This is a genomic window from Desulfobacter curvatus DSM 3379 (genome assembly GCF_000373985.1).
In the GTDB taxonomy this organism is placed as follows: domain Bacteria; phylum Desulfobacterota; class Desulfobacteria; order Desulfobacterales; family Desulfobacteraceae; genus Desulfobacter; species Desulfobacter curvatus.
In genome coordinates, this window is the sequence record NZ_KB893056.1 from 1 (window position 1) to 20,821 (window position 20,821).

Annotated in this window: 18 protein-coding genes; 4 read left to right on the top strand and 14 right to left on the bottom strand. The window is 47.0% G+C overall.

All coding sequences use genetic code 11. The features are described 5' to 3' along the window. Positions 1-616: 616 nt before the first annotated feature. The 4 genes from B147_RS0112045 to B147_RS33180 form a co-directional block, all read right to left on the bottom strand. The gene (locus B147_RS0112045; RefSeq protein ID WP_020587453.1) at positions 617-838 is read right to left on the bottom strand and encodes a hypothetical protein; all 222 of its coding nucleotides are present in this window, start codon (positions 836-838) and stop codon (positions 617-619) included. Between the two features lie 208 nt (positions 839-1,046). Next, a complete protein-coding gene (locus B147_RS28245) occupies positions 1,047-3,110 on the bottom strand; it encodes a DNA methyltransferase (protein WP_020587454.1) in 2,064 nt (687 codons plus the stop codon). Between the two features lie 69 nt (positions 3,111-3,179). Continuing rightward, a complete protein-coding gene (locus tag B147_RS30280) occupies positions 3,180-4,556 on the bottom strand; it encodes a hypothetical protein (protein WP_020587455.1) in 1,377 nt (458 codons plus the stop codon). 82 nt (positions 4,557-4,638) lie between these two features. Beyond that, complete coding sequence (locus tag B147_RS33180; protein WP_020587456.1) at positions 4,639-4,773, bottom strand: hypothetical protein; 135 nt, start codon at positions 4,771-4,773, stop codon at positions 4,639-4,641. Positions 4,774-5,519: 746 nt separating this feature from the next. On the opposite strand from B147_RS33180, the gene B147_RS32460 reads away from it, so the two are divergent. Then, the gene (locus B147_RS32460; protein WP_020587458.1) at positions 5,520-6,074 is read left to right on the top strand and encodes a hypothetical protein; all 555 of its coding nucleotides are present in this window, start codon (positions 5,520-5,522) and stop codon (positions 6,072-6,074) included. Between the two features lie 9 nt (positions 6,075-6,083). Here the strand turns inward: B147_RS32460 and B147_RS0112075 are convergent, their stop codons facing one another. Further along, positions 6,084-7,715 carry a putative bifunctional diguanylate cyclase/phosphodiesterase gene (locus tag B147_RS0112075; RefSeq protein WP_020587459.1) on the bottom strand — a complete coding sequence of 544 codons (1,632 nt, stop codon included), beginning with the start codon at positions 7,713-7,715 and terminating at the stop codon, positions 6,084-6,086. A 321-nt stretch (positions 7,716-8,036) separates the two neighbouring features. Between B147_RS0112075 and B147_RS0112080 the strand changes: the two genes are divergently transcribed. Continuing rightward, positions 8,037-8,381: a DUF3617 domain-containing protein gene (locus tag B147_RS0112080; RefSeq protein WP_169400714.1), complete on the top strand. Its 345-nt coding sequence runs from the start codon at positions 8,037-8,039 to the stop codon at positions 8,379-8,381. A 12-nt stretch (positions 8,382-8,393) separates the two neighbouring features. Here the strand turns inward: B147_RS0112080 and B147_RS0112085 are convergent, their stop codons facing one another. From B147_RS0112085 to B147_RS0112120, 8 genes are all read right to left on the bottom strand, one after another. Then, the gene (locus B147_RS0112085; protein WP_157237868.1) at positions 8,394-8,960 is read right to left on the bottom strand and encodes a hypothetical protein; all 567 of its coding nucleotides are present in this window, start codon (positions 8,958-8,960) and stop codon (positions 8,394-8,396) included. Positions 8,961-9,117: 157 nt separating this feature from the next. Further along, complete coding sequence (locus B147_RS0112090) at positions 9,118-9,504, bottom strand: YccF domain-containing protein (RefSeq protein WP_020587462.1); 387 nt, start codon at positions 9,502-9,504, stop codon at positions 9,118-9,120. A gap of 15 nt (positions 9,505-9,519) precedes the next feature. Continuing rightward, a complete protein-coding gene (gene recB / locus B147_RS0112095; RefSeq protein ID WP_020587463.1) occupies positions 9,520-13,155 on the bottom strand; it encodes an exodeoxyribonuclease V subunit beta in 3,636 nt (1,211 codons plus the stop codon). After that, positions 13,152-16,502 carry an exodeoxyribonuclease V subunit gamma gene (recC, locus tag B147_RS0112100; protein ID WP_020587464.1) on the bottom strand — a complete coding sequence of 1,117 codons (3,351 nt, stop codon included), beginning with the start codon at positions 16,500-16,502 and terminating at the stop codon, positions 13,152-13,154. Before recC ends, recB begins: the two co-directional genes overlap by 4 nt. An 18-nt stretch (positions 16,503-16,520) precedes the next feature. Next, positions 16,521-17,000 (bottom strand): hypothetical protein, encoded by a 480-nt coding sequence (locus tag B147_RS0112105; protein WP_020587465.1) that lies wholly within the window; start codon positions 16,998-17,000, stop codon positions 16,521-16,523. Positions 17,001-17,028: 28 nt separating this feature from the next. Continuing rightward, positions 17,029-17,550, bottom strand: a complete 522-nt coding sequence (locus tag B147_RS0112110; protein WP_020587466.1) for an adenine phosphoribosyltransferase — start codon at positions 17,548-17,550, stop codon at positions 17,029-17,031. Positions 17,551-17,620: 70 nt separating this feature from the next. Further along, complete coding sequence (gene mtnP / locus B147_RS0112115; protein ID WP_020587467.1) at positions 17,621-18,394, bottom strand: S-methyl-5'-thioadenosine phosphorylase; 774 nt, start codon at positions 18,392-18,394, stop codon at positions 17,621-17,623. Between the two features lie 92 nt (positions 18,395-18,486). Beyond that, positions 18,487-19,041: a thioredoxin family protein gene (locus tag B147_RS0112120; RefSeq protein WP_020587468.1), complete on the bottom strand. Its 555-nt coding sequence runs from the start codon at positions 19,039-19,041 to the stop codon at positions 18,487-18,489. A gap of 380 nt (positions 19,042-19,421) precedes the next feature. Between B147_RS0112120 and B147_RS0112125 the strand changes: the two genes are divergently transcribed. Continuing rightward, entirely contained in the window at positions 19,422-19,610 is a 189-nt protein-coding gene (locus tag B147_RS0112125; protein WP_020587469.1) for a hypothetical protein, read from the top strand. A gap of 36 nt (positions 19,611-19,646) precedes the next feature. Here the strand turns inward: B147_RS0112125 and B147_RS0112130 are convergent, their stop codons facing one another. Further along, a complete protein-coding gene (locus tag B147_RS0112130) occupies positions 19,647-20,090 on the bottom strand; it encodes a PPC domain-containing DNA-binding protein (protein WP_020587470.1) in 444 nt (147 codons plus the stop codon). 379 nt (positions 20,091-20,469) lie between these two features. On the opposite strand from B147_RS0112130, the gene B147_RS0112135 reads away from it, so the two are divergent. Beyond that, positions 20,470-20,736 (top strand): hypothetical protein, encoded by a 267-nt coding sequence (locus tag B147_RS0112135; protein ID WP_020587471.1) that lies wholly within the window; start codon positions 20,470-20,472, stop codon positions 20,734-20,736. Positions 20,737-20,821: the final 85 nt, after the last annotated feature.

The window sequence follows — 20,821 nt, forward strand, 5'->3', positions numbered from 1 at the left end:
CGACACGGGATTGCACCTCCAATTAAGTGAATTTTAGTGTCTGGGGTTTTATCACGACAAACCGGTCAAGGTAATTGTCGTCAACCGGACAAGATAATTGTCGCAGAATAGGCGGGTCTTGACCGGCCCGCCACCAACCAATTTTACATCGACTTACATTATAAGGATCAAAGAAATACGGGTCTGGTAGAAGCGATCAATACCACCGAATTTTTAAATCGTCGATAATTTTCCTCAAATAACCCTTGTATAAAGTGGCCTTTCCCAAGGATAAAAGAAAAATTCAGTACCATTTAGAACCCTGTAAATCTTTAAAAAAACTTTAACCACTCTGGTACTTTGTCATCTGCCCTTATGGTCCGATCGTAATTTAAAAAACCTTGATATTATTAAGTTTTTGGCGATATTGAGATGCTTTTTTACACGATCTGTCTAAAATCCGTTACACCCATTACACCTCCTGTAACCGATTACAGGCACCCCGTTACACACGCTTTTCATTTTTTGGTTGCTGGCAGCAGGCGTGGCAAAATTATCAGGGTGAAAATTGAGATCATTGAGGGTAAGTTGCCCCCCCCCCGGCTGCTGTTTGGGCAACCGGGAGGAAAATTTAAATTTACCGTTTTAATCGTTGTTGAATAGCCTCTTGTAGAGCTGTGTCAGACTTCTTCACGGAACTCGGTAAAGCATAATAAATTGATCCTGAATGTAAACTACCATTCCAACATTCTTTTTGCTGCCTCCTTAGCGCCCGAGTATTTTTCTCGTTACGTTTATGTTTAAGGCTTTGTTTTTCGATATCCTTGATTTTGAATTTACAATATTTATTTAAACTCATGATTTAGTCTCCTTGCAAAGTGTGCCAGGCCTTTTCAGCCCCATTGACCTTTGTTGTCCCGGCATCGTTAAAATTGCTTTCACAAAGGATGGGAGACTTTGACTGTCGCCGTACGACTTTTAGTGTCGCAGGATGATTTTGTTGAAAAAAATAGAAACAGCCGGGCGTAAAAACCCGGCTGTATGATGTGGGTTAAATTGCCTGAAGATTATTCTGGAATACGGTCTCGCCAGTCATCCTTCTGAGGTGGGATTTCAACCTTGAGTTTGCGAAGTTGTTTCCGATAGTGCCCCTTCCACTTGATCATGGGATCGTTTTTGTACCGTGTATAAATTGGCAAAAGTTTCATCGGGGTCTGGTCGGTAATGATTTTAACAATCGCCTTTTCAACTTGGGGACTGTCATTGACCACCCGTTTCCTGACCATTTTCATGGGACCTACCCACATGCAGTCCGTAGTATGAGGCCGTAGGTCTTCAATCAGATTCCCCACATTTGGGAAATCAAGCATGGGTTCTATGCTGACAGAGTTCCTGAAACCTTTTTCCTTGACCAGAGCAAGGGCTTTTTTACGATCCTCATAGGTGGGTGCATTGGGTTCCCAGAACCCAAGTACGTCATTGTCCATGGCGGTAATGGTGAATCGGAACATAACCTGGCTTTTATAGGGTGCGATCGCGTCACACAGCTTTTCAATCAGATCAGGCCGGGGCTTGGATACCACCAGAACCTTATTTCCCGCCTTGAGAAGTTTTTTCAAAACAGTCTCACAGGCATCATAGGTGCCTGGGGTGATGTCGTGTGTCGAAGGGAACATCAACCGCTTACTGCTTACTCGCCAGCCTTTGTTGATTATTTTGGGATTGAGTTTTTCTTTCGGCCAGTTTTTAACTGTGTTGCCATGACGGCGGACGGATTCTTCCCTGGCGTAGCAGTACCGGCAGTCATTGCTGCAGCCACGGGAGATGTTAATTCCTTTGTCGGCCCAGTCCTGGACATTGTCAGGCTCTTTTTGCTGCTCAAGGTTTTGTTTTTTATAGCCTGTAATTTTGAATCCATGAGCCTCCACGGAGGTAGTGGACGGGTTATTAAGTGCAAAATGGATGGCTTCCACCAATCCTTTTTCGCCTGATACGTCTATTATTGGACCGCCTTGTGATTGAAGCTCGAAGGATTTAAAATCTGATAATCTCTGAATTTTACCTGATGCCAAAGGCTTCGGTTTTTTAATTCCACCGGAAACATTTTTAAGGCGTTCTTTGGCAATCTCAAAGTATTCTTTTTCAAGTTCAATACCGATAAATTTTCTTCCGAGCAACCATGCCGCCAGACAGGTGGTCCCAGATCCACAAAATGGGTCCAGGACTAAATCCTCTTGCCTGGAGCCTAAAGCAATCAGGTAGGACATCAGCTTCAGGGGTTTTACCATTGGATGGATATTCTTCCGTGCGGTGGGTCTGGGGAGCATGGGAACGTTGTGGCTTTTCAGCCCTTGGCGACGTATTTCCCGTTTATTTTCTGGCAGGTTATCTAATCCGAAGTCCTTTTCCCGTTTTGATGGTTTTGCAGCAAACAAATACGGCAGAGTGTGTTTAGCCCAGCTATCCAGGGAAAACCGGTGAGAGTTTCCCTTTGAGTCTGCACATTCGATCTCTCCACAGTCATCGCCGAACGGGTCTAAAGCCAAATCGCTGACAATGATATTGGACATCTGCCGCTTTTCAACTTTCCCATCCTTATTTATAATCGGGATCATACAATCATTGAGAAATGTCACGCCTTTCCTGTTGGTGTGGGCTTGGGCCGTATAAGATTTCTCGGAAAGAGGCTTCATAGTAACCAGAATGACTTCAGTGGCAGGCCTGGGCTGAAAGCCTGCATAGGCATTCTCAAGATTTTTCTGGGCATCGTCATTGGCTTGCTCAGTTTGTATTTTCCGGGCATTGGACATGCCGGTCTTGTAGATCCAGTACAGAGATGTGAAATTGATGAAAAAGCCCGCTTTGCGCAGAATCATAATCTGGAAGCTGAGTAGATCCTGCCGGGGAGAGCACATGATGAAAGCAAACCCACCAGGTTTCAGGACCCGAAGGGTTTCAACCCAGATACCAACCTCTGGGAGATCCTTGTCCCATTTATATTTGTCGTATTCGAGCCCGTATGGAGGGTCAGTCATAACCACATCTATTGAGTCCGAAGGCACTCTTTTTAGTTCAACGGCAGAGTTTCCGTTGAGGAGCTCTCCGTTGTTGATGCTTTTGATGTCTATCATATTAAAAATCCTTTATATAATGGATAAACCGGCCACCTCCAATGGATGACCGGTCACCTTGGTTGTTGTTTAGAAGCTTGCTGCTGTGGCGGTTGAGGCTTTTTCCTTGCCCGAATCGTCTGCCAAGTCCTTAGATTCCTGTCTGGCTGACATCACTTTTTGAACTGTTTCCACACGGTCATCCAGATCTCGTTTAGGCGTTTCTTCTTTGAGCGCAGGCTCTCCATTTTGGATTATCTTTGTTAAGCTGATTGAGCGACTCCCGGAGTGCTCCTTCTCGAACAGAATGCCTTTTTCCCGAAGAAAGGCGGAAATCCGTTTAAGATTCCGGGACAGATGATTCGGGAGCTTTGGAAATTGTGGGTATTTTTGTTTATCCGGTTCAATACACATGACCAGATCAGCCAAAAGGCTCGTAGCAGTCCCTTTCCAATTATTCCGGTCTTTCATGAACTTGAGTACGGCCAAAGCGGTGGAATCGGCATCAATAGACTCTTCGACCAAGGTCGTTCTCATGGTTTGCATGGTTTTCAGGAAGGTACCATTTTCCCAAGGGAGTCCGTCTTCTCCGGCAATAACCCATTTGGCAAAATCAGCCATTCTGGGCAAATTCTCCGTTGACACTTGGTCAAAATTCCTCAAGGCTGCAGAAACCCCTTTGCACAATGCTCCCAGGATGGCAGGGCGATCTTGTTTCCAGGATTCCCAGATTTCCTTGCTCGTTTTACGCTCCTCTGGTGAAATAAAGGCCAGCTCAACAATGATGGAACGATCAGCCAGGTCCTGTCTTGTTGGGGACATGGCGACACTGTTAATAACAATCGGATTTTTGCAAAGAAGTTGGATCTCTTCGTTGGTGGTGTAAAGTTTCCTGGTTGTAAATCCGGCACCCGTGGCAAGCTTACAAAGGTTGTCGGATTGTTTATCCGTAATCTTTGACAGGTTATCATAGCAAAGAATGAAATCGTTACTGGCAGCGATCATGAGGTTTCTCATGCCTGTGGACAAGTTTCTCAAAGGGACAGTAGACTCATCCAGCAGATTTTTAATCAAGGTGGAGACGGTGCTCTTTGCGGAGCCCTGCTCGCCAACCAGAAACAGAGGAGGATATCCGCCGTCAGTATTCAGACAGGACATTAACCAGGCCACAAACAGAATGAAGTCGTTTTCCGCCTTAAACTTGACGTATTTTTTAAGCAGATTGAGGTCTTCAGATTGGGCGTCTATCTTTGCGCCTTCGATCGGCAGTTGTATTTTAGACCGAATGAACTTCACGGGAGGATTCTGAATTTCCCGGACAGATTCCCCGGTGATCTCAATAACGTCGAAACCAGGGGTGCCCAGATCAATATAGATGGCATCTGGGGTTCTGCCAATGCGCCGGAACACAGGCTTAACTTCACCAAATAGTCTGGCAAAGTTATCACAATTATCAATGATCTCCATGAGGTCTCCTTTGGGAAGAAAAATTTCAAAGGTTTCAAAATATTTTTTGTTAATGAAATCTTTAAATTTGGAACCTTGAATGTTAAAATTCCGGCCCCGAATGGTTGCGTATCCGGCCCCGAATGGTTGCGTAGGTGATGTCGTCTTTGGTCTTGAATAAATCCATAGTTTCATTTTCAAAGGGTCCTTGGATGAATTTGTCGATTGAAATTTCCATAATAATCTCCTTCAATTTCCTGGAGGGCGGTTTATCTTACCGCCTCAACTCAGGTGGTTAATGATGTGAGCTTCTGCTCAATCAGTAAGGGAGATGTTGGAAGTACCCCTATAACTTTTTGGGTCCTACCCAGAACTCAGCCGAAGTAAAATTAGCTCTTCAGGAAAAAAGTTTTGGAATAGTTATCGTCCAGACCGTCCAAAATGATCCGGGAAAGGTAGGAATTTGAGGGTATGAGAACAGCTTTTTTGTGGGAATCTGTGTGAGAGTCATGTGAGAAACTTATTCCGAAATGTGCTAAAATGGCAAAAAATTGGAAAAAGTCTGGAATTTGAAAAGCCCTATTAAATAAGGGCTTTCAGGTATATCAAGGAAATAAGGAAGCTCGGAGGTAAGTTCTTCTAATCCGTAGGCCGCGTGTTCGAATCGCGCCGGGCGCGCCACATGAAAATAACCGAAATGCACTAATATAAAGGGTTTTGAAGGTTTCTTCAAGGCCCTTTTTGTTTCTTCTCTGAGTCCCATTTTAACCAAAATACCGGGTCGAGTTGACACTATGTTGACACCCCAAAGGGGTTAAAATGGCAATCAATCTGTTCTGTCAGCCCTGTAAATCATCTATGAAAATAGGCACTAAAGAATGTCGTAAATGTGGTCGGAGTCTTACCGGGTCTAATCGGTTTTATCGGGTTCGTGTGAAATTACCTTCTGGTAAATGGAAGTCTAAGACCGTCCCCAGACTTAATATGGCAAACAAAATAGAGCTTCAGTATAAGACTAAGGGCGTTGAAGAGGACATCAAGATTCAATTTGAAATCATGACCATCACTGAAGTCTGGCCGGAATATCTGAAGTGGGCAAAGCAGAATAAGAAATCCTGGCATGATGATGCGGCGCGCTACCACAACCACATAGAAAAACATATCAGTGGCTATAAACTGGATCGGGTAATACCTCACCATGTTCAGGCCATCATAAATACTATGTATACCAGAATGACTCCGAGGGGCAAACCATATGCACCGGCCACAATCAAACAGGTGCTCGTATTGGTTAAAAGGATATTTAATTGGAGCATTAAACAGGGTTATTATATCGGGACCAATCCATACAATTCTATTGAAATGCCGAGGTTCGATAACAGTGTGACGAATCCCTTACCCGTTGATGCCCTGGCCCATATCATATCAGGCGCGGCCAATGAAGCGGCGTTCTGGGCGGCCCGGGCAGACAATCCTGAAACCGCCCTATCCCAGGCCCAAACTGCCATGGCGGAATTAATTCGCTCTTTGAAAACTTGAGGTAGTTGATTAGTTGATGGGCTGCCGTTTTTCACCCAACCATTGGATCAAGGCCTCGTGGTTCAGAGGCTTGGAAAAGTAAAATCCCTGGATGATATCACATCCCAGTGCTTTCAGTTTCACGGCGGTCTCTTTATTTTCAACCCCTTCGGCCACAACTTTCATGCTCAGGTTATGGCCCAGGTCAATGATGGACTTGACAATGACAGCATCACTCTCACTTTCCAGCATGTCCATAACAAATGATTTATCTATTTTTAATTCCTTTGCCGGCAGTTTTTTCAGATAGGCCAGAGACGAATATCCAGTGCCGAAATCATCAATGGAAATTTTAATGTCCAGCTCTGCCAGCCGGCTGAGAATTTTCAGGGCCAGGTCCGGGTCTTTGATCATGGACCCCTCGGTGACCTCAAGGGTAATGTACCTGGCCGGGATTTCATAGAGTGAGAGCATGCCCACTATGACGTCGGGCAGTTCCGTATCCAGAAGAGCGGCAGGACTCAAATTGACGGCGATACCTATTTTCAGTCCTTTTTTATGCCATTTTTCCCCTTGTTTAAGGGCAGCATTTAGTACCCAGATGGTCAGGGGCCGGATCAGCCCGGTCCGCTCGGCCATGGGGATGAATTCGTCCGGTGAAAGGAATCCGTGCTCAGGGTGCTGCCAGCGGACCAGGGCTTCTACACTGCCGACCCGGTCCTGGGCCAGATTGACTTTTGGCTGGTAATAAACCATCAGCTCATTGGTGTCGATGGCGTGTCGCAGTTCCCCCATCATGGTGATGCGTTTTGGGCTGCCTTTGTCCATATCTTTATTATATACGGCAAATTTCTTGGTGTTCTGCTTGGCATTGACCAGGGCCAGGTTTGCCCGTTGCATAATGGTGTCGGCTTCCATGCCGTGATCCGGGAAAGAGGCGATACCGATACTGGCCATTACCTCTATATCAAGGCCTTCTATGGAAAAGGGTTCCATAAATATTTTTTGCAGTTTTTTGACAATATTGAGCACCATTTCCCTGTGGGTACTCATATCCAGAAGAATGGCAAACTCATCGCCTCCAACCCTGGCAAGGGTATCGGATTTTCGTATGATGATTTGGAGCCGGGAAACTACCTGGCATAAAAGCTGGTCCCCGCTGTAATGGCCCAGGGTTTCATTAACCTGCTTGAATTCGTCAAGATCCAGAATCATCAGCACCAGACTGGTTTTACGTCTGGATGCCATCTGGATGGCATGGTTCAGCCTGTCGTAAAGCAGCGTGCGGTTGGGCAGGCCGGTGAGGGTATCGTGGGTGGATTCGTGTACTGCTTTATGTTCAAGTTCAACAGTGAGATTCCGAAGGTCCGCGGTCTGTTCCATGACGATGGAGCCTGCTTCATAGGCCATGATCGTACTGGTGTACTGGCCCCAAAAGGCAAATATAAAGGGCATGGCATCCATGATCCAGAGGGTGACGTTGGTTTTCTGTGCCTCAATCATGGCTTGAATGGTAATTTCCCCTGACTGGAGATAGGCATTGATGGCCGTGGCCAAGATAAGAGCACCAAAGGCTATGAGGGTGCCGAACAACGCATAGCGGGTGATCTCGGACTTCATGAGTTTGACGTTAGCGCGAAGGGACTGGCGTAATTTGTCCATATATAGGCTTACCTTTAAGAATGAACCATATATTCCCTTGGTTCTTTTTAAGGAAACGATTTAATGTCTGAAAGAAACCGGATATTATTTTGCTATCGTATTAATATAAAATACATATGGCACATTATTGGGATGGATGTCAAATTCATTCCAGGGTGACCACTCTTACAATGCCAACAGGATTCGTATTGACTTGAAACTTATTTTAATCTAATTGATTGGACATCGAAAATAAATACCGGAGCAAATATCATGATAAAAAAAATTATCCCAATCGTTTTTTTGTCTTTTATTATTTTTTCACCCTTTTCAGCAAATTGCATGGATTTTAAACCTGGAAAATATGAAATTACATCAAAAATAGAAATGCCGGGGATGTCTATGCCCGCGCAGACCGTCACCCAGTGCCTTACACAGGAAAAGCCGGTACCGGATAAATCCATGGGAGATCAGGGCTGCGAAATATTAGACATGCAAGAGGATGGGAACACATTGACCTGGACTATGGAATGCAACCAACAAGGCCAAAAAGTCACAACTACGGGAAAAATGACGTATTCTGAAGATTCTTTTGCGGGCGTAATGACAATGGAAATGGGACCACAAGCAGGAAATATGACCATCAAGACTCAAATCACCGGCAAAAGGATCGGATCTTGTGATTGAGCTAACAGGTTATCAACGGTTTCCAATCATTTTGCAAAATGTGCGTTTGAAAAAACCAGGATACAATTGTTTGCGTAACTTTTGTACCATTGGATAATCGTATGCAATTTCAGCAATACTTTTATAATACTGTTCCGCAAGTTCCTTTTTTCCCGTTTTTAAAAAATATATCCCAATAAACGCCATGAAATTAGCAACTTCCGTTAAATGAAATTTTTTGCGTTTTGGGTATAGCAGTTTTAAGTCAAATTTATGGTCAAATATTTCTGCAATTTTTTCATAACTCCCTTGCTGGGCAAATAACTCGGCATAATTCAGCCGTGCAAACAGATAATCAGGATTGAGTTTATAATTTTTCTTGATAGCCTCTTGGTATTTTTCCTTATCGCCTGACCGAGAGTATGCTGCGCTAAGATAGTTATACAGCACCGGCACTTTGGGATATTTTTCAATTAGAGCCTCTAAATCCGATATCACTGTTTGATCAGGCTTTTCTTGTACAAGATCATAAAGGTCATCAATCTTATCCTTTATATGATCGGGCAATCTCATATAATGCCTGTCATGAATAGGTTCCATTGTAATCTCATATTCAAGCAATTTGAAATGTTGAGACCTTCTTTCCTTTAGGTGGGAACGTGTCTTTTTGTTTTTTCTTCTGTTCGACAATCCAATATCCTCCATATCCCCAGACAAAAAACACCAGGAAAAACTAAAAAACCGCCGGCATTATGTATCAAATCAAAACCGTACGTCTCCCCAAGGGGGCAAAGCATACGGCTGCCAGCCGGAAATGGGCAAACCCGAAAGGGATGCCGATAATAGTCATGCAAAGAGAGATTCCGGCTAAGATGTGGGAGATGGCCAGCCATATCCCCGCAAAGACGATCCACAAAATATTCGCCAGGGTCGTGCCGGTTATCACCTCCTCGCCCACGGCCCGGGCATCCACAAGTGTCTTGCCATAGGGAAAGGCGGCAAAGCCCGCAATTCTAAACGCAGCCCAGCCAAAGGGAATCCCCACAACCGTAAGCATCAGAATACAGCCGGTGAAAATCCATAAAAGGCCCGCAGCCCATCCTCCGCCAAGTACAAACCAGAGCAGATTCAACAAAAAGGTCATTGTTCCTCCTGAGATTTAGGATAAAAGTGTTCTCAACCGTTTCATAAACTCATTGCCGGGCCTGTGAAAATAGATCCCGGTATTTTTGTCCTTAGCCATCCCCCGGATAAACAGGTAAAAGACGCCGCCAAAATGGTCCTTATAATTATAATCTTCCAGGCGCAACTGTAAATACCTGTCCAGGGCCGCAAGGTAAAGGGTATATTGCAGGATGTAATCGTGACTGATCATGGCCGCGGTCACAGCTGCAGGATTATAGTCACTGAAACAAGGCCCCAGGTAATTGGACTTGTAATCCAGGATATACCATTGGTCTTCATGGCAGACCACAAGATCGATGAATCCTTTTAAAAACCCTTTAAACCCGGATACCCGCATGGACGACACTCTGGCACCATATCCGGCGATTTTCTGATTTTCTTCAACGGTTTCAAACTGTTCAAACAGCTTGCCAAGGGCCGGCAAACTGAACCTGTCCAGGGTGATATTAAATTCCATCTCCACCAGCCGATGGTTCAACGTAATCTGATCCAGGGAAAAACACCGCCCCTGCCCCGTATCAAGGGGGGCGGATAAAACGCCCTTAAACGCATCGCAGATATCCGGAACTGCCTTGGGCATAGCAAATCCAAACCGGTCAAGGTTGCCGGCAACAGAGGGCTCAATGGTGGCGGGATTACAAAAATCAATTTCTTCAAATACCTTATGGAAAAAATCGCCTGCCCCCGGCCCCTTGGGAAAGGTGGACAAAGGCACAATATCCATGGCAGGTGCAGCATCGGTCAAAAAAAGATCGGGATTCGGCTCCTGCCGCTCCTTTTGCCCATCCTGCACAGGATCATGGCTTTGCCCTGCAGCAAGGGCGGAATAGCTTGATACCCGCCATACAGGGGAAATCTTCCGGGTCATGCTTCTTGGGGAAAAACCCGTATCCCGGACCGTTTGATTATCAAAGACGCCGTCGGGCAGGGCATCGGGTTCAATTATGACGACGTCGATGCTTTGGTCTAATTTCTTATTCAATGGTTCAAGGTCTGTAGACAGAGACTGGTCTTTCCCCAAACCGCCGGGTTGCAAAAGACGCCCTAACGCCGAACCTTCAATGCCTGCAAAACCACCCCAGTAGATCCTTACACCGGCCGAAGCCCGGGTCAGGGCCACGTAGAGCAACCGCATATCTTCAGCCGCCGCTTCATCCCGGTTCAGCTGCACAGCCCGCTCCCGGTCATCCGAGCCCAAATCCAGCACCAGGGCATGATTCTCTTCCGGGTCATGGAATAAGACAGGAGAACCGCTATCCTTTACAGTGCCGGCGTGCCACAAAAAAGGCAGGAACACGATGGGATATTCAAGCCCTTTGCTTTTGTGAATGGTGACGATGGCCACGGCCCGGGCATCACTTTCCAGGCGCAGTTCATCAGCGGTCGCCTGCCGGGTCTGCTCAAACAACTGTTTTCGAAACCATTCAATGAGCGTGGCAATCCGGGACGGTGTCTCCTTGCCCAGGTTCATGGCGGCCTGGGCCAGAAGCTCCTTTAAATGAAACACATTGGTCAGGCCCCGTTCATCCATATGGGCACAAGGGCAAGGCAGCGCGTCCTCCTGGTATAAAAGGGCGCTGATCATGGCAACAAACCCCTTTTCCTCCCAGATCCGCCTGTAGCCCGCAAACCTGTCCTGCCAGGTGCCTGCGAGGGTGTCATCGGTATTCATGATTTTTAAAAACGCCTCATCGGCCAGGTATACCGAAGAGACCAAAGCCGCCTTGATCAGCCCCATATCCCCGGGGCGCGCCACTGCGCAGAGGATGTCATAAAGCTCCCGGGCCTGGATGGAGTCGAAGACCGATCCGGTCTTGGATAAAAAGCAGGGAATACCGCGTTTCACAAGGGCCTTTTGCACAGCCTCGGCCTGGGAATTGGTACGCACCAGTACGGCCATATCCCCTGGTGTCACGGGGGTTGCCGCACCGTTATCCGCCGAAGCGTCTTTGTCCCGCAGACAGACATCAGGATTCTTTAAAATGGAAAGCATATCCTTTGCAAAGATCTCTAATATGAGATCCCGGGCATCTGTCTTATTGATTACACCGTTTTTGTTACCGGGTAATCCTTGTGTATCCACAACCAGAAAGGTGGCCGGCGGCACAGGTATATCGTTGCACACCAGTCGGTCTATGGCAGTTTCGGGTGTTCCCACAGGCAAAAAAGGAATGAGTTTAAACCCGAATGGATTATCCGTTGATGAAAAGATGGTATTCACGGCCTGCACCATGGCCGGTGCGGAACGGTAATTTTTTGCCAGGGTAAAACTTTGGTCACAGGCCCTTGACGCAGTCATATAGGTAAAAATATCACCGCCCCTGAAACCGTAGATAGCCTGTTTGGGATCGCCGATCATAAAAAATGGCGTGCCTGGGTCTGAAAACAAAATGGAAAAAATTTTGTACTGGCCCGGGTCCGTGTCCTGGAACTCATCAATGAGACAGGCATGGAACCGTTTTCTCACGGCCGTTTTCAATGCATGGCCACCCGGCCCGTCCAGGGCGGCTGCAAGATCATTGATCAAATCATCAAAAAAACAGGCGCCCTGCCCTTGCTTCATGGCGGCCAGGGCATCGGCATAATCATCAAGAAACAGATATTTTAATGCAATGAGATTTTCAGCTATGGATCGGGACAGATCAAGCAGATGATCGCAAAGGTCAAAAAAATCATGGGTCGGCGGGGTATGGCCGGCCTTAGTCTTCTCCGACAGCCGGGTCCGGGTAAATTTATACAGGGCATCGCCTTTTTCACTCATGTCAAACAGCAGAGTGGCGCCGCAACTTGTTTCAAATTTCTTTTGGCTGGCACCCAGCCAGTTGGACAGATTCTTTTTATTATAACTTCGTTTGTCTATCCCGGCATGGGTCTGAATCAGTTCCCGTATGCATTCCAACTCCCGGTTCAGGATTTCTCCTGCCAATTTGACGGTATCGTTGTATTTGTTACAGATTTCTTGAAGTTGCTCCTCTTGAAACACCTGCGGTTCAGGCACCACTTTTATTTCCGGCCGGGACGCAGCCTGAACAAGGCCCTTGCCAAAGGTATCCGGGGTAATATTATTCCGATCCAAAAAAGATAAAAACAATGGATCCAGATGATTGATACGGCCTGAAAAAAAGTCCCGGACCACCTGGTCGACAAAACCCCGGTTGTCCACCATAAGTTCTATGTCAAAATGGGCATTGCTTTCAAAGGCATTTTCCCTGAGTACGGAAAAGCAAAACGAGTGGATGGTCATAATGGCGGCCTGGTCAAAACAGGTCACCGCAAGACGAAGCAACTGACGGATGTGGTCTGCATCCTTTTGTCTTCCCAGAAAACCGGTGAGATCATCCGGCGTGTATTCGTCATTTTCCTGGCCGGATAGAACCATCAGGCAGTGAACCAGGCGTTTACGGATTCTTAGTTTCAACTCTGCGGCGGCCGCCTCGGTAAATGTCACCACCAGGATGGATTCCACCTTATACCCCATGGCCACCAACCGTACAAACAGCGTGGTGATGGTATATGTCTTTCCGGTTCCTGCACTGGCTTCGATCAAGCTGATCTTTTCAAGATCCAGGGCAAAGGGGTCAAGGGGCAACGGCACAGCAGGTCTGTTCATGATATTAAATGTTCCAGCATGGGCCTGAACACGGCAAGGCCTGCATCCAGCACCTTGGAATGTTCAAGGGTTGACGGATCGGAAAAGGGATTGTCCTGCCCAAAAACAAGGGCGGTGTACCGGTTAAAACTTTCCCCGGTTGAATTAAAACTGTTGTACCACAAACCGGCACATTTATTTAAGGCCTTTGCCAGAGAGGGTGCCGACAGGTCATAGTCCCGTGAGGACAAATCCGAAACCAACTGGAAACAAAGATCCGTAAAAAAGGGGAAAACCCTTGCCTGTCCATCCAGGTAATATCCGGCCAAATCCAAAAGCAATTCCTGGGCCCGGGGTTTTCCTTGAACAGAACAAAATTCAAACTTCACCACAGGCTTGCGGCCCTTGGGGTCCTGGCCAATCATCACGGTGGTGCCGCCATGGCCTTCAACACAAGAATAGGCCAGATGCATAATCCACTGGGTCAGCAGCCGGGACGGGTTCAGTTTACCAAAGCCTGTCACGACCCGGCCCGGGTCATACACATCGGTCACCCGGCCTGTGATGCAGCAGGAATCTGTTTGTAAATACAAGTCAAGTGTGCTTGGGGCTGCGTCCGGAATTTCATTTTGGGCCAGATGTTTCACAGGTTCTGCAAGCCCATTGATTCTGGCCCATTCCTGTTCGCCTTTGGTGCCAAAGGGCAGCCGGCCCTGGGCTTTAACCATGGGGTAAAGATCAAAACCTTCACGGTTCTCAACAGCCAGGTTCCCCAACTGGTAAAGGGACAGTCCGGACAGCTTGAAAGGTTCGCGTTCATCGGGTATCTGTCCCGGTTCCGGATAGACCGCGCCCAGGGTTCCGGTGACATAATATTGGACAGGATGCCTGAAAAAAGAGATGAGATCGGAAAGTGCAATCACGGGTATCTCTTCCGAATTGTGTTGCAGCAGGACGTTGTCACCGTCCGGGGCCCGGAAGCAAGAAGAAGATGCTGCGATATCATCCCCATTATTTCTGATACTTTGGCTGCTGCAGATCCGGCACTGGGCATTTGAATAGGAAAAATATCCGGGGCCACGGGTATCAGAAAAATAGAGCGGACTGAACGGGTGCAACGGATGGGCAAACTGCCATTGGAACCCCTGGGGAAAGGCAAAGCTGTTTTCTACGGTATCAATTAATTCAGCCACAGGCGAGGAAACGGGGACAGGCAAGTTGTCACTGATGCGCATGCCGGTATAGGTAATGATAATCTTGAGACGTGCGCACAGCAACGCCTCCAGAAAAAGCTCACAATCCTCCTGACGTTCCTGCTTGTCCCCGAGCCTGGGATTTTGGCGGATCAGGTCAAATCCGGGGGAGCTGCCTGCCCTGGGAAAATTTTGGGCATCCATGCCCATCAGGCAGACAAGCTTGAACGGAATGCTGCGCATGGGCATAAGATTACAGAATGTGATCCCCCCGGAAAGGAAACTGCCCTGGGAAATATTCACATCAAGCTTGGCGGTCAGAGCCAGGCGAACAGCCGAAAAAGAGATCGATTTTTCAAACCCGGCCTGGCCGCCCTGCTTCTCAATATCATCCAGGGCATTGAGCAACACAGCCATATCCCCGTCATTGCCAAGATCCTTTACCAGCATATCCGAAATCATGGTCCGGAACCGGGTGGCCCATTCCCGGACCGTACCGGGGGAGTCCATCAAATCCAGGGCCTTGAACAAAGAATGAATAAAATGGGCGCATTTTCCTAAAATCTCCCCTTCCAGCCCTTCAAACCCGTCACAGGGAAGTACATCATTGACAAACTCGGTACTTGCTTCGGGCAGGGCAAACCCTGCCATGAGCCGGTTCAGGCCAAAGGTCCAGGAATTTTGTTCATAGGGCTGGCCCAAAATTCTTTGGCGGTGGGCACCGTCCTTGCCCCACAAGATTCCGGCACTGTCAAACAGGGCGGAAACAAGATCCAGGTCTCCCATGGTCAGGCCGAATTTATCAGCAATGACAGGAGAGGATAAAAGTCCCATGATCTTTGATTTTTCAAGACGCCCTTCTCTCATGTCAAGGATATCTAAAAAGGCGGAAAGGGTAAGGGATTCGGAACGTCGGCGGCGGTCTGATACGGTAAAAGGCAAACCCGGCGACTGGGAAAACACAGCCTCCAGAAAAGGGGCATAGGCCTCAATATCCGGCATCATCACCACCACATCATGGGGACAAAGACCAGGATCTTGATTGAATGCATCCAGGATCAGATCCTTGAGCACCTGGGCTTCGCGCATGGGTGAATGGCAGGCATGAACGGCCAGGGAATCATCGCCGGGTGAAACAGCCATGGGGGCATCTGCCCTGCCCTTACCCCGCCGGACAAGATTCAGGATATCGGACTGGACGACCCTGAGCATACAGGCAGGGTCTGGGTCAATGGAATCCTTTTCAGCCGGGTCGGCAAACAGATCACCCAGGGGCTCGTCATAGTCAAAATTTTCCAACAGCCCCTGAATCTCCCTGCTGCCCTGGCCCAGGGCACCCAGCAGGGGATTACCCTCTTCGGGCAGCTCTGAAACGGCCTTGTTTTTCAATGCATCTTTTTCCTGTTGCCGGGGCGACGGCAGATCAAAAAAGAAGTGGTGGGTAGGTGTGAGCAAAAACAAAAAAACATCTATATTTCGGCCCAACATATTAAAAAAGTCCAGAAAAAACGGTGGCATAGCAGAGATCCCGAAAAGGGATATGCGCCGGGGCAGCGCCATGGTATTGCCGGCACCGGCTTCAAATGCGGCAACACAGGCCTGCATCTGGTCAGGCAGAGACATGCCTTTTTTGATTAAATTCTGCCACAACACAGCCTGCCACAGGGCATGGGGATCTTCAGACTTCTGGCTTTCTCCCCTGCCCCAGTCCGCCAGCATGTCCGGACGGTATACCTGGTAATCATCCAAAACAGTTGCAATTCTTCGGCTTAACGCCATGGCCTTGGTGCCGGTGTCGTCATGTTCAAGGTATGTTTGGGGACCCAAAATGCCATTATCGGTCTGGGGCGGTTCCGATGCCTTGTCCATAAGTGCGTCCAGAACAGCCCAGGCCATCACGTCCCGGTTCAACAAGCCCGATTCAGGCGGGCCCATACCCTGGTGTTCACAGCTAACCTCCCGGATATATTCAAGCATCTGCCGGGGAAACATGAAACGCACATTGGCGCAAACCCCGAAGTGACGGGCGATCTCCTGGGAAAGCCATTGTTTCATGCCCCTGGACTGGATGCCGATGAATTCGGGTAAAATGGGATTGCCTGGCCCCTCACCGATTACGGAGCAAAGGGCCCGGGCCAAATTTTCCATGCGGTTGCTTTTGATCAGATTGAGCATGGCACTGTCCCAAAACCCTTAACGATACATATGATATGGCCCGGATTCAGGCTTGTAGGGGTTGAACACTTTGATCTTATGATTTGCATCATCCACAATCACACCTGTGGAATGATAAAAGGAAAACCACACACCGATTGTGTTTCCGGCCGGACCCAAAATGGACCGGGCGTACATTCTGTTCTGGTTGGGTTCCAGATGACTTAAATGGTCAATTTTGCGATAAAGGTCAGGCCCGAACTCAATGGGAAACCAGAATTTCGTTTCAAAAGAATAGGCCGGGTCAATACCCACCACGGCATAGGGCAAATTTTTCCGGCCGCAATAAAAATAGGATAACTGTTCAGGAAGCGTTTTTTCCCGGTACTGTTCCATAAGGTCCGGACTGTGCCTCATGTGTCCGGCTTTATCAAACCCGCACCCTGCCGGAATGAAAAAAAACACAAAAACCAGGAAGGCCGTCACCTGTAAGCCCAAATTTGTAAAGTTAATTTTCATGAATCCGCGCCCTCCCCCGTTCCTTTATTTATTCTCCTTCAAACTCAGTAATACTGAACACAGGACAGCCGGGAATCTGATCCCGGCCCTTAAGATCAGGCAGTTCCACAACAAAAGCGCATTCCAGCAGATCCGCCCCAAGCTGCTTTACCAGTTTGACCGTAGCGCCCACCGTGCCGCCGGTGGCAATGAGATCGTCCACAATGACCACTTTTTCGCCTGGGGTAACAGCATCTTTGTGCATTTCAAGGATGCCTTCCCCATATTCAAGGCTGTAGCTCTGCTCAATGGTTTTATGGGGCAATTTTCCTTTCTTGCGCACCGGAACAAAACCGATACCAAGGCGATAGGCCACCACAGCACCAAACACAAAGCCTCTGGCATCAATGCCGACCATCTTGTCAAGATTTTTGTCCTTATAACGGTCATAGAGGATATCACACGAATATCTAAATGCCTTGGGGTCCTGCATCAATGTGGTCAAATCCCTGAAAACAACGCCTTCGATGGGCCAATCCGGAATGCTTCTGATGTTCTGTTTTAAATCCATTGCCTGTTGATTCTCCTCTACATCCATATATAAAATTACATTAAAGTCCCAGTAGGTGTTTTCATATTTTTTAAGCCGTGAACCTGGGTCCGTCCATGAGCGGTATTTGTGAAACAGCGTTGATGAACAATTGTTTAACATTATCGGCATTTTTGTTGAATACGGATAAAATTTCATCCCAGGTGACCGGGGCCTCATCCTGTTTCCAGCAGTCATAATCGGTGGCCATAGCCACGGCGGCGTAGGGGATGCCCGCCTCATTAGCCAGCATGGCCTCGGGTGCCGTGGACATATTGATGACATCCGCACCCCACAACCTGAACATCCTGGATTCCGCCACGGTTGAAAACCGGGGGCCTTCAATGGTCACCACACATCCCTTGTCATGGACATTCAGTCCAAGATCCGTGGCAGATTTATACAGCACATTGCGCAGGAAGTCATCAAAAGGGTGGGCCATGGCCGTGTGAACCGCACCGTGTTCAAAAGAATCGGCAAAAGTATTTTTACGAAACCGGGTAAAATCAATGAACTGATCCAGAATCACAAAATGGCCCCGGTCGATTTCCTCTCTCAGGCTGCCGCAGGCGGTTGTGGCAATAATATGCGTGGCTCCGGCCTGTTTCAGGGCGTATATATTTGCCCGGTTGTTCACCTGGGTGGGGCTGTACTGATGCTTGCGCCCGTGTCTTGCCAGAATCAATACCCGGGTATCATTGATCAGACCGGACATGATATCTGATGAAGGCGTACCATAAGGGGTGTCTACTTCATTTTTTTTACAATTTTCCAGAATATCAGGATCATCCAGTCCTGATCCGCCAATAATGCCGACCCGTATCATATTCAACTCTCCTAAAAAAACCAATCAACAAGACATCTGCGCTATCATATATCCCTTTAGAGATTCAAGCAGGAATTTATCAGAAGGTCTGATCAAGACTTTTTTTGCTGGATATATTCCTGGTAACTCATGCTCTTGTAGCTTTGGGTGTGGATATATTGCAAAATTGAGAACAACTGATCCGCATTGGCAAAACCGGGCAGACTATTGATTTTTGTTCCGTCCGGTTCCAGAAACCACAGAGTAGGAAGCCCCCGAACCCCCCATTGCCGGGCCAACTTTTCACGCTTGTCCGTATTCACACCAATACTGACAAAATTATCGTTCAGATAGGCTTTTACCCGGTCATCCGTGAAGGTCTCTTTTTTTAATTTAGTACAGTATCCACACCAGTCCGCATGGAAATAAAGAAAAATGTTTTTACCCTCTTTCCCGGCAAGGGCCAGGCCCGGGGTATAATCATTCCAGGAAATATTTTGGGACGCTGCCATTGATGAATTTTGTGAAGTTCCATCTTCGCCGGCAACTGGTCCGATGTTTGCCTGATACGCCTGGGAACCCAAATCCGACCCAAGTCTGTTGTATAAATAGATGCCACCCAAAGTCAGCATCACCAGTATCCCAACCAATATATTTTCTTTTCTCATTTTTAAGTCCTTTTTAACCAGTCTTAAAGCTACCAGCTCCAATGTCGAAATATTTGTTCACATGCCGGGTATTTCTAAACGTAAAAAAATACCGGCATTGGCATTCGACCACCGTTCCCATTAATTTAATGCAGAAAAGTCAAAATAGCACATAATCATTTGATTAAAAAGACGACAGATTTTATGCAATCGGCAATCACACAACAGTCATGGGTTGGCCTGGTCCACACACGAATAGACTCAACCCACAACAAAAGCTTTAATATCTGTGGGGGTTACACAGACTTTCGCACCAGACATCTGTTTATTTGACAGGTTCCTTCCTACCCATTATAATTTCCATATCCTCACAAAAATCCGTATTGGCAAAGGAGGGTATCATGATGGAAAAAGACAAAGAGCGCCGAGGCCAAGAAGAGAGACGTTCCGGAACAGATCGCCGCCAACTCAACCCATTGAATTATACAGGCATTGAAAAACGGTTAAATCCAGATTGCAGGTCTGGTGGTGACCGTCGAAATGATAGGGGAAATTGGATAGAATATCAATCTCCTGTTTTAAAGAAATAAGCGAATACTTTTTTGCTTTGGGTCATTTTAAGATATTTATGGATTGAGCAATTCGAATCCTGTAGTTGGATCAAATACACGGACGGCGCCGGTATCAATCAATTCAAATAAAATAACCTCTAATATATGCCATGTCCGGACACCGTTACGGATACATCCGGTTACGGTCGACGCTTCTCTGCCACAAGCAATGTGCATATGTAATTTGGGCTCTCCTTTTTCATTGGGAAAAATTGTGCCGGTTCCCACAATTTCATTCACATTATTGAGGATATGTTCCATTGGCGTAATTGATTCTGTCCGTCCATGTTCTGGCCCGACAATCAGCTTACTGTCTTTATCAGCACCGCCGATAATGGTTAACGCCGCAGCTTTTATTGCTTTTTCATTGGCAAACTTCTCAATTTCTTCATGTATGATATCGCCGTCTTCAAGACGAATAATGTATATTCTTCCTTGTTTTGCCTGTGAGTACTTCATGTGATGTATTCTTTTATTTTTAAATATATTCGTTAATTATTTTCCGGTATGACGCCATACAAAGCGTAGTGACGTTCTCAATATCAGAAAAAAGCTGAACTGACAATAATTGGGCCCTAAATGTTGCAGCGTTATTTTTAAAGGCACTTACATTCAATCAACTAACGGCCATGGGCCGACCTGGTATATCTGCGCCCAGGTTCCGGCCCACAATAAAGGTAGAAAGAATCCAGTTAGTTGCGGGAGACTTGCAGATAAAATGTTTTAAAACTCACCGCGTTTCTGATAAAATTTCTACAAAAAGGTCTGTTCTGCTAAAGTGATTTGTATAAACTTGGGCCTCTTTGGCCCCGTAATTTTAAAATCTGGAGGTATCAACATGAAATCCATCCAGGCTGAATATGATGAGGCATCAAAGGCAATCACCATCAAAAAAGACTCAAAAATTGAGGACTGGGTTTCGGTATGCCGGAGGTTTAACGATGATGTTTCTAAGATCTGTGATGTTACCGACATAGAAGATTATACCTGGCTTTTTGAATGTTTTGATGACAAAAACAACAAATACTACTACCTGGTCAAAGAAGACAAGGCACTGTACCGGATGAAACGCCGGCACTTCTACGACAACCTGGGCCTTGATTGATAAGGCAATGTAAAGAATGATAAATTTTTAAATATGGCCCAGCCGGCCACAGGCACAACATGTTGTGCCTGTGGCCGGGCCGGGT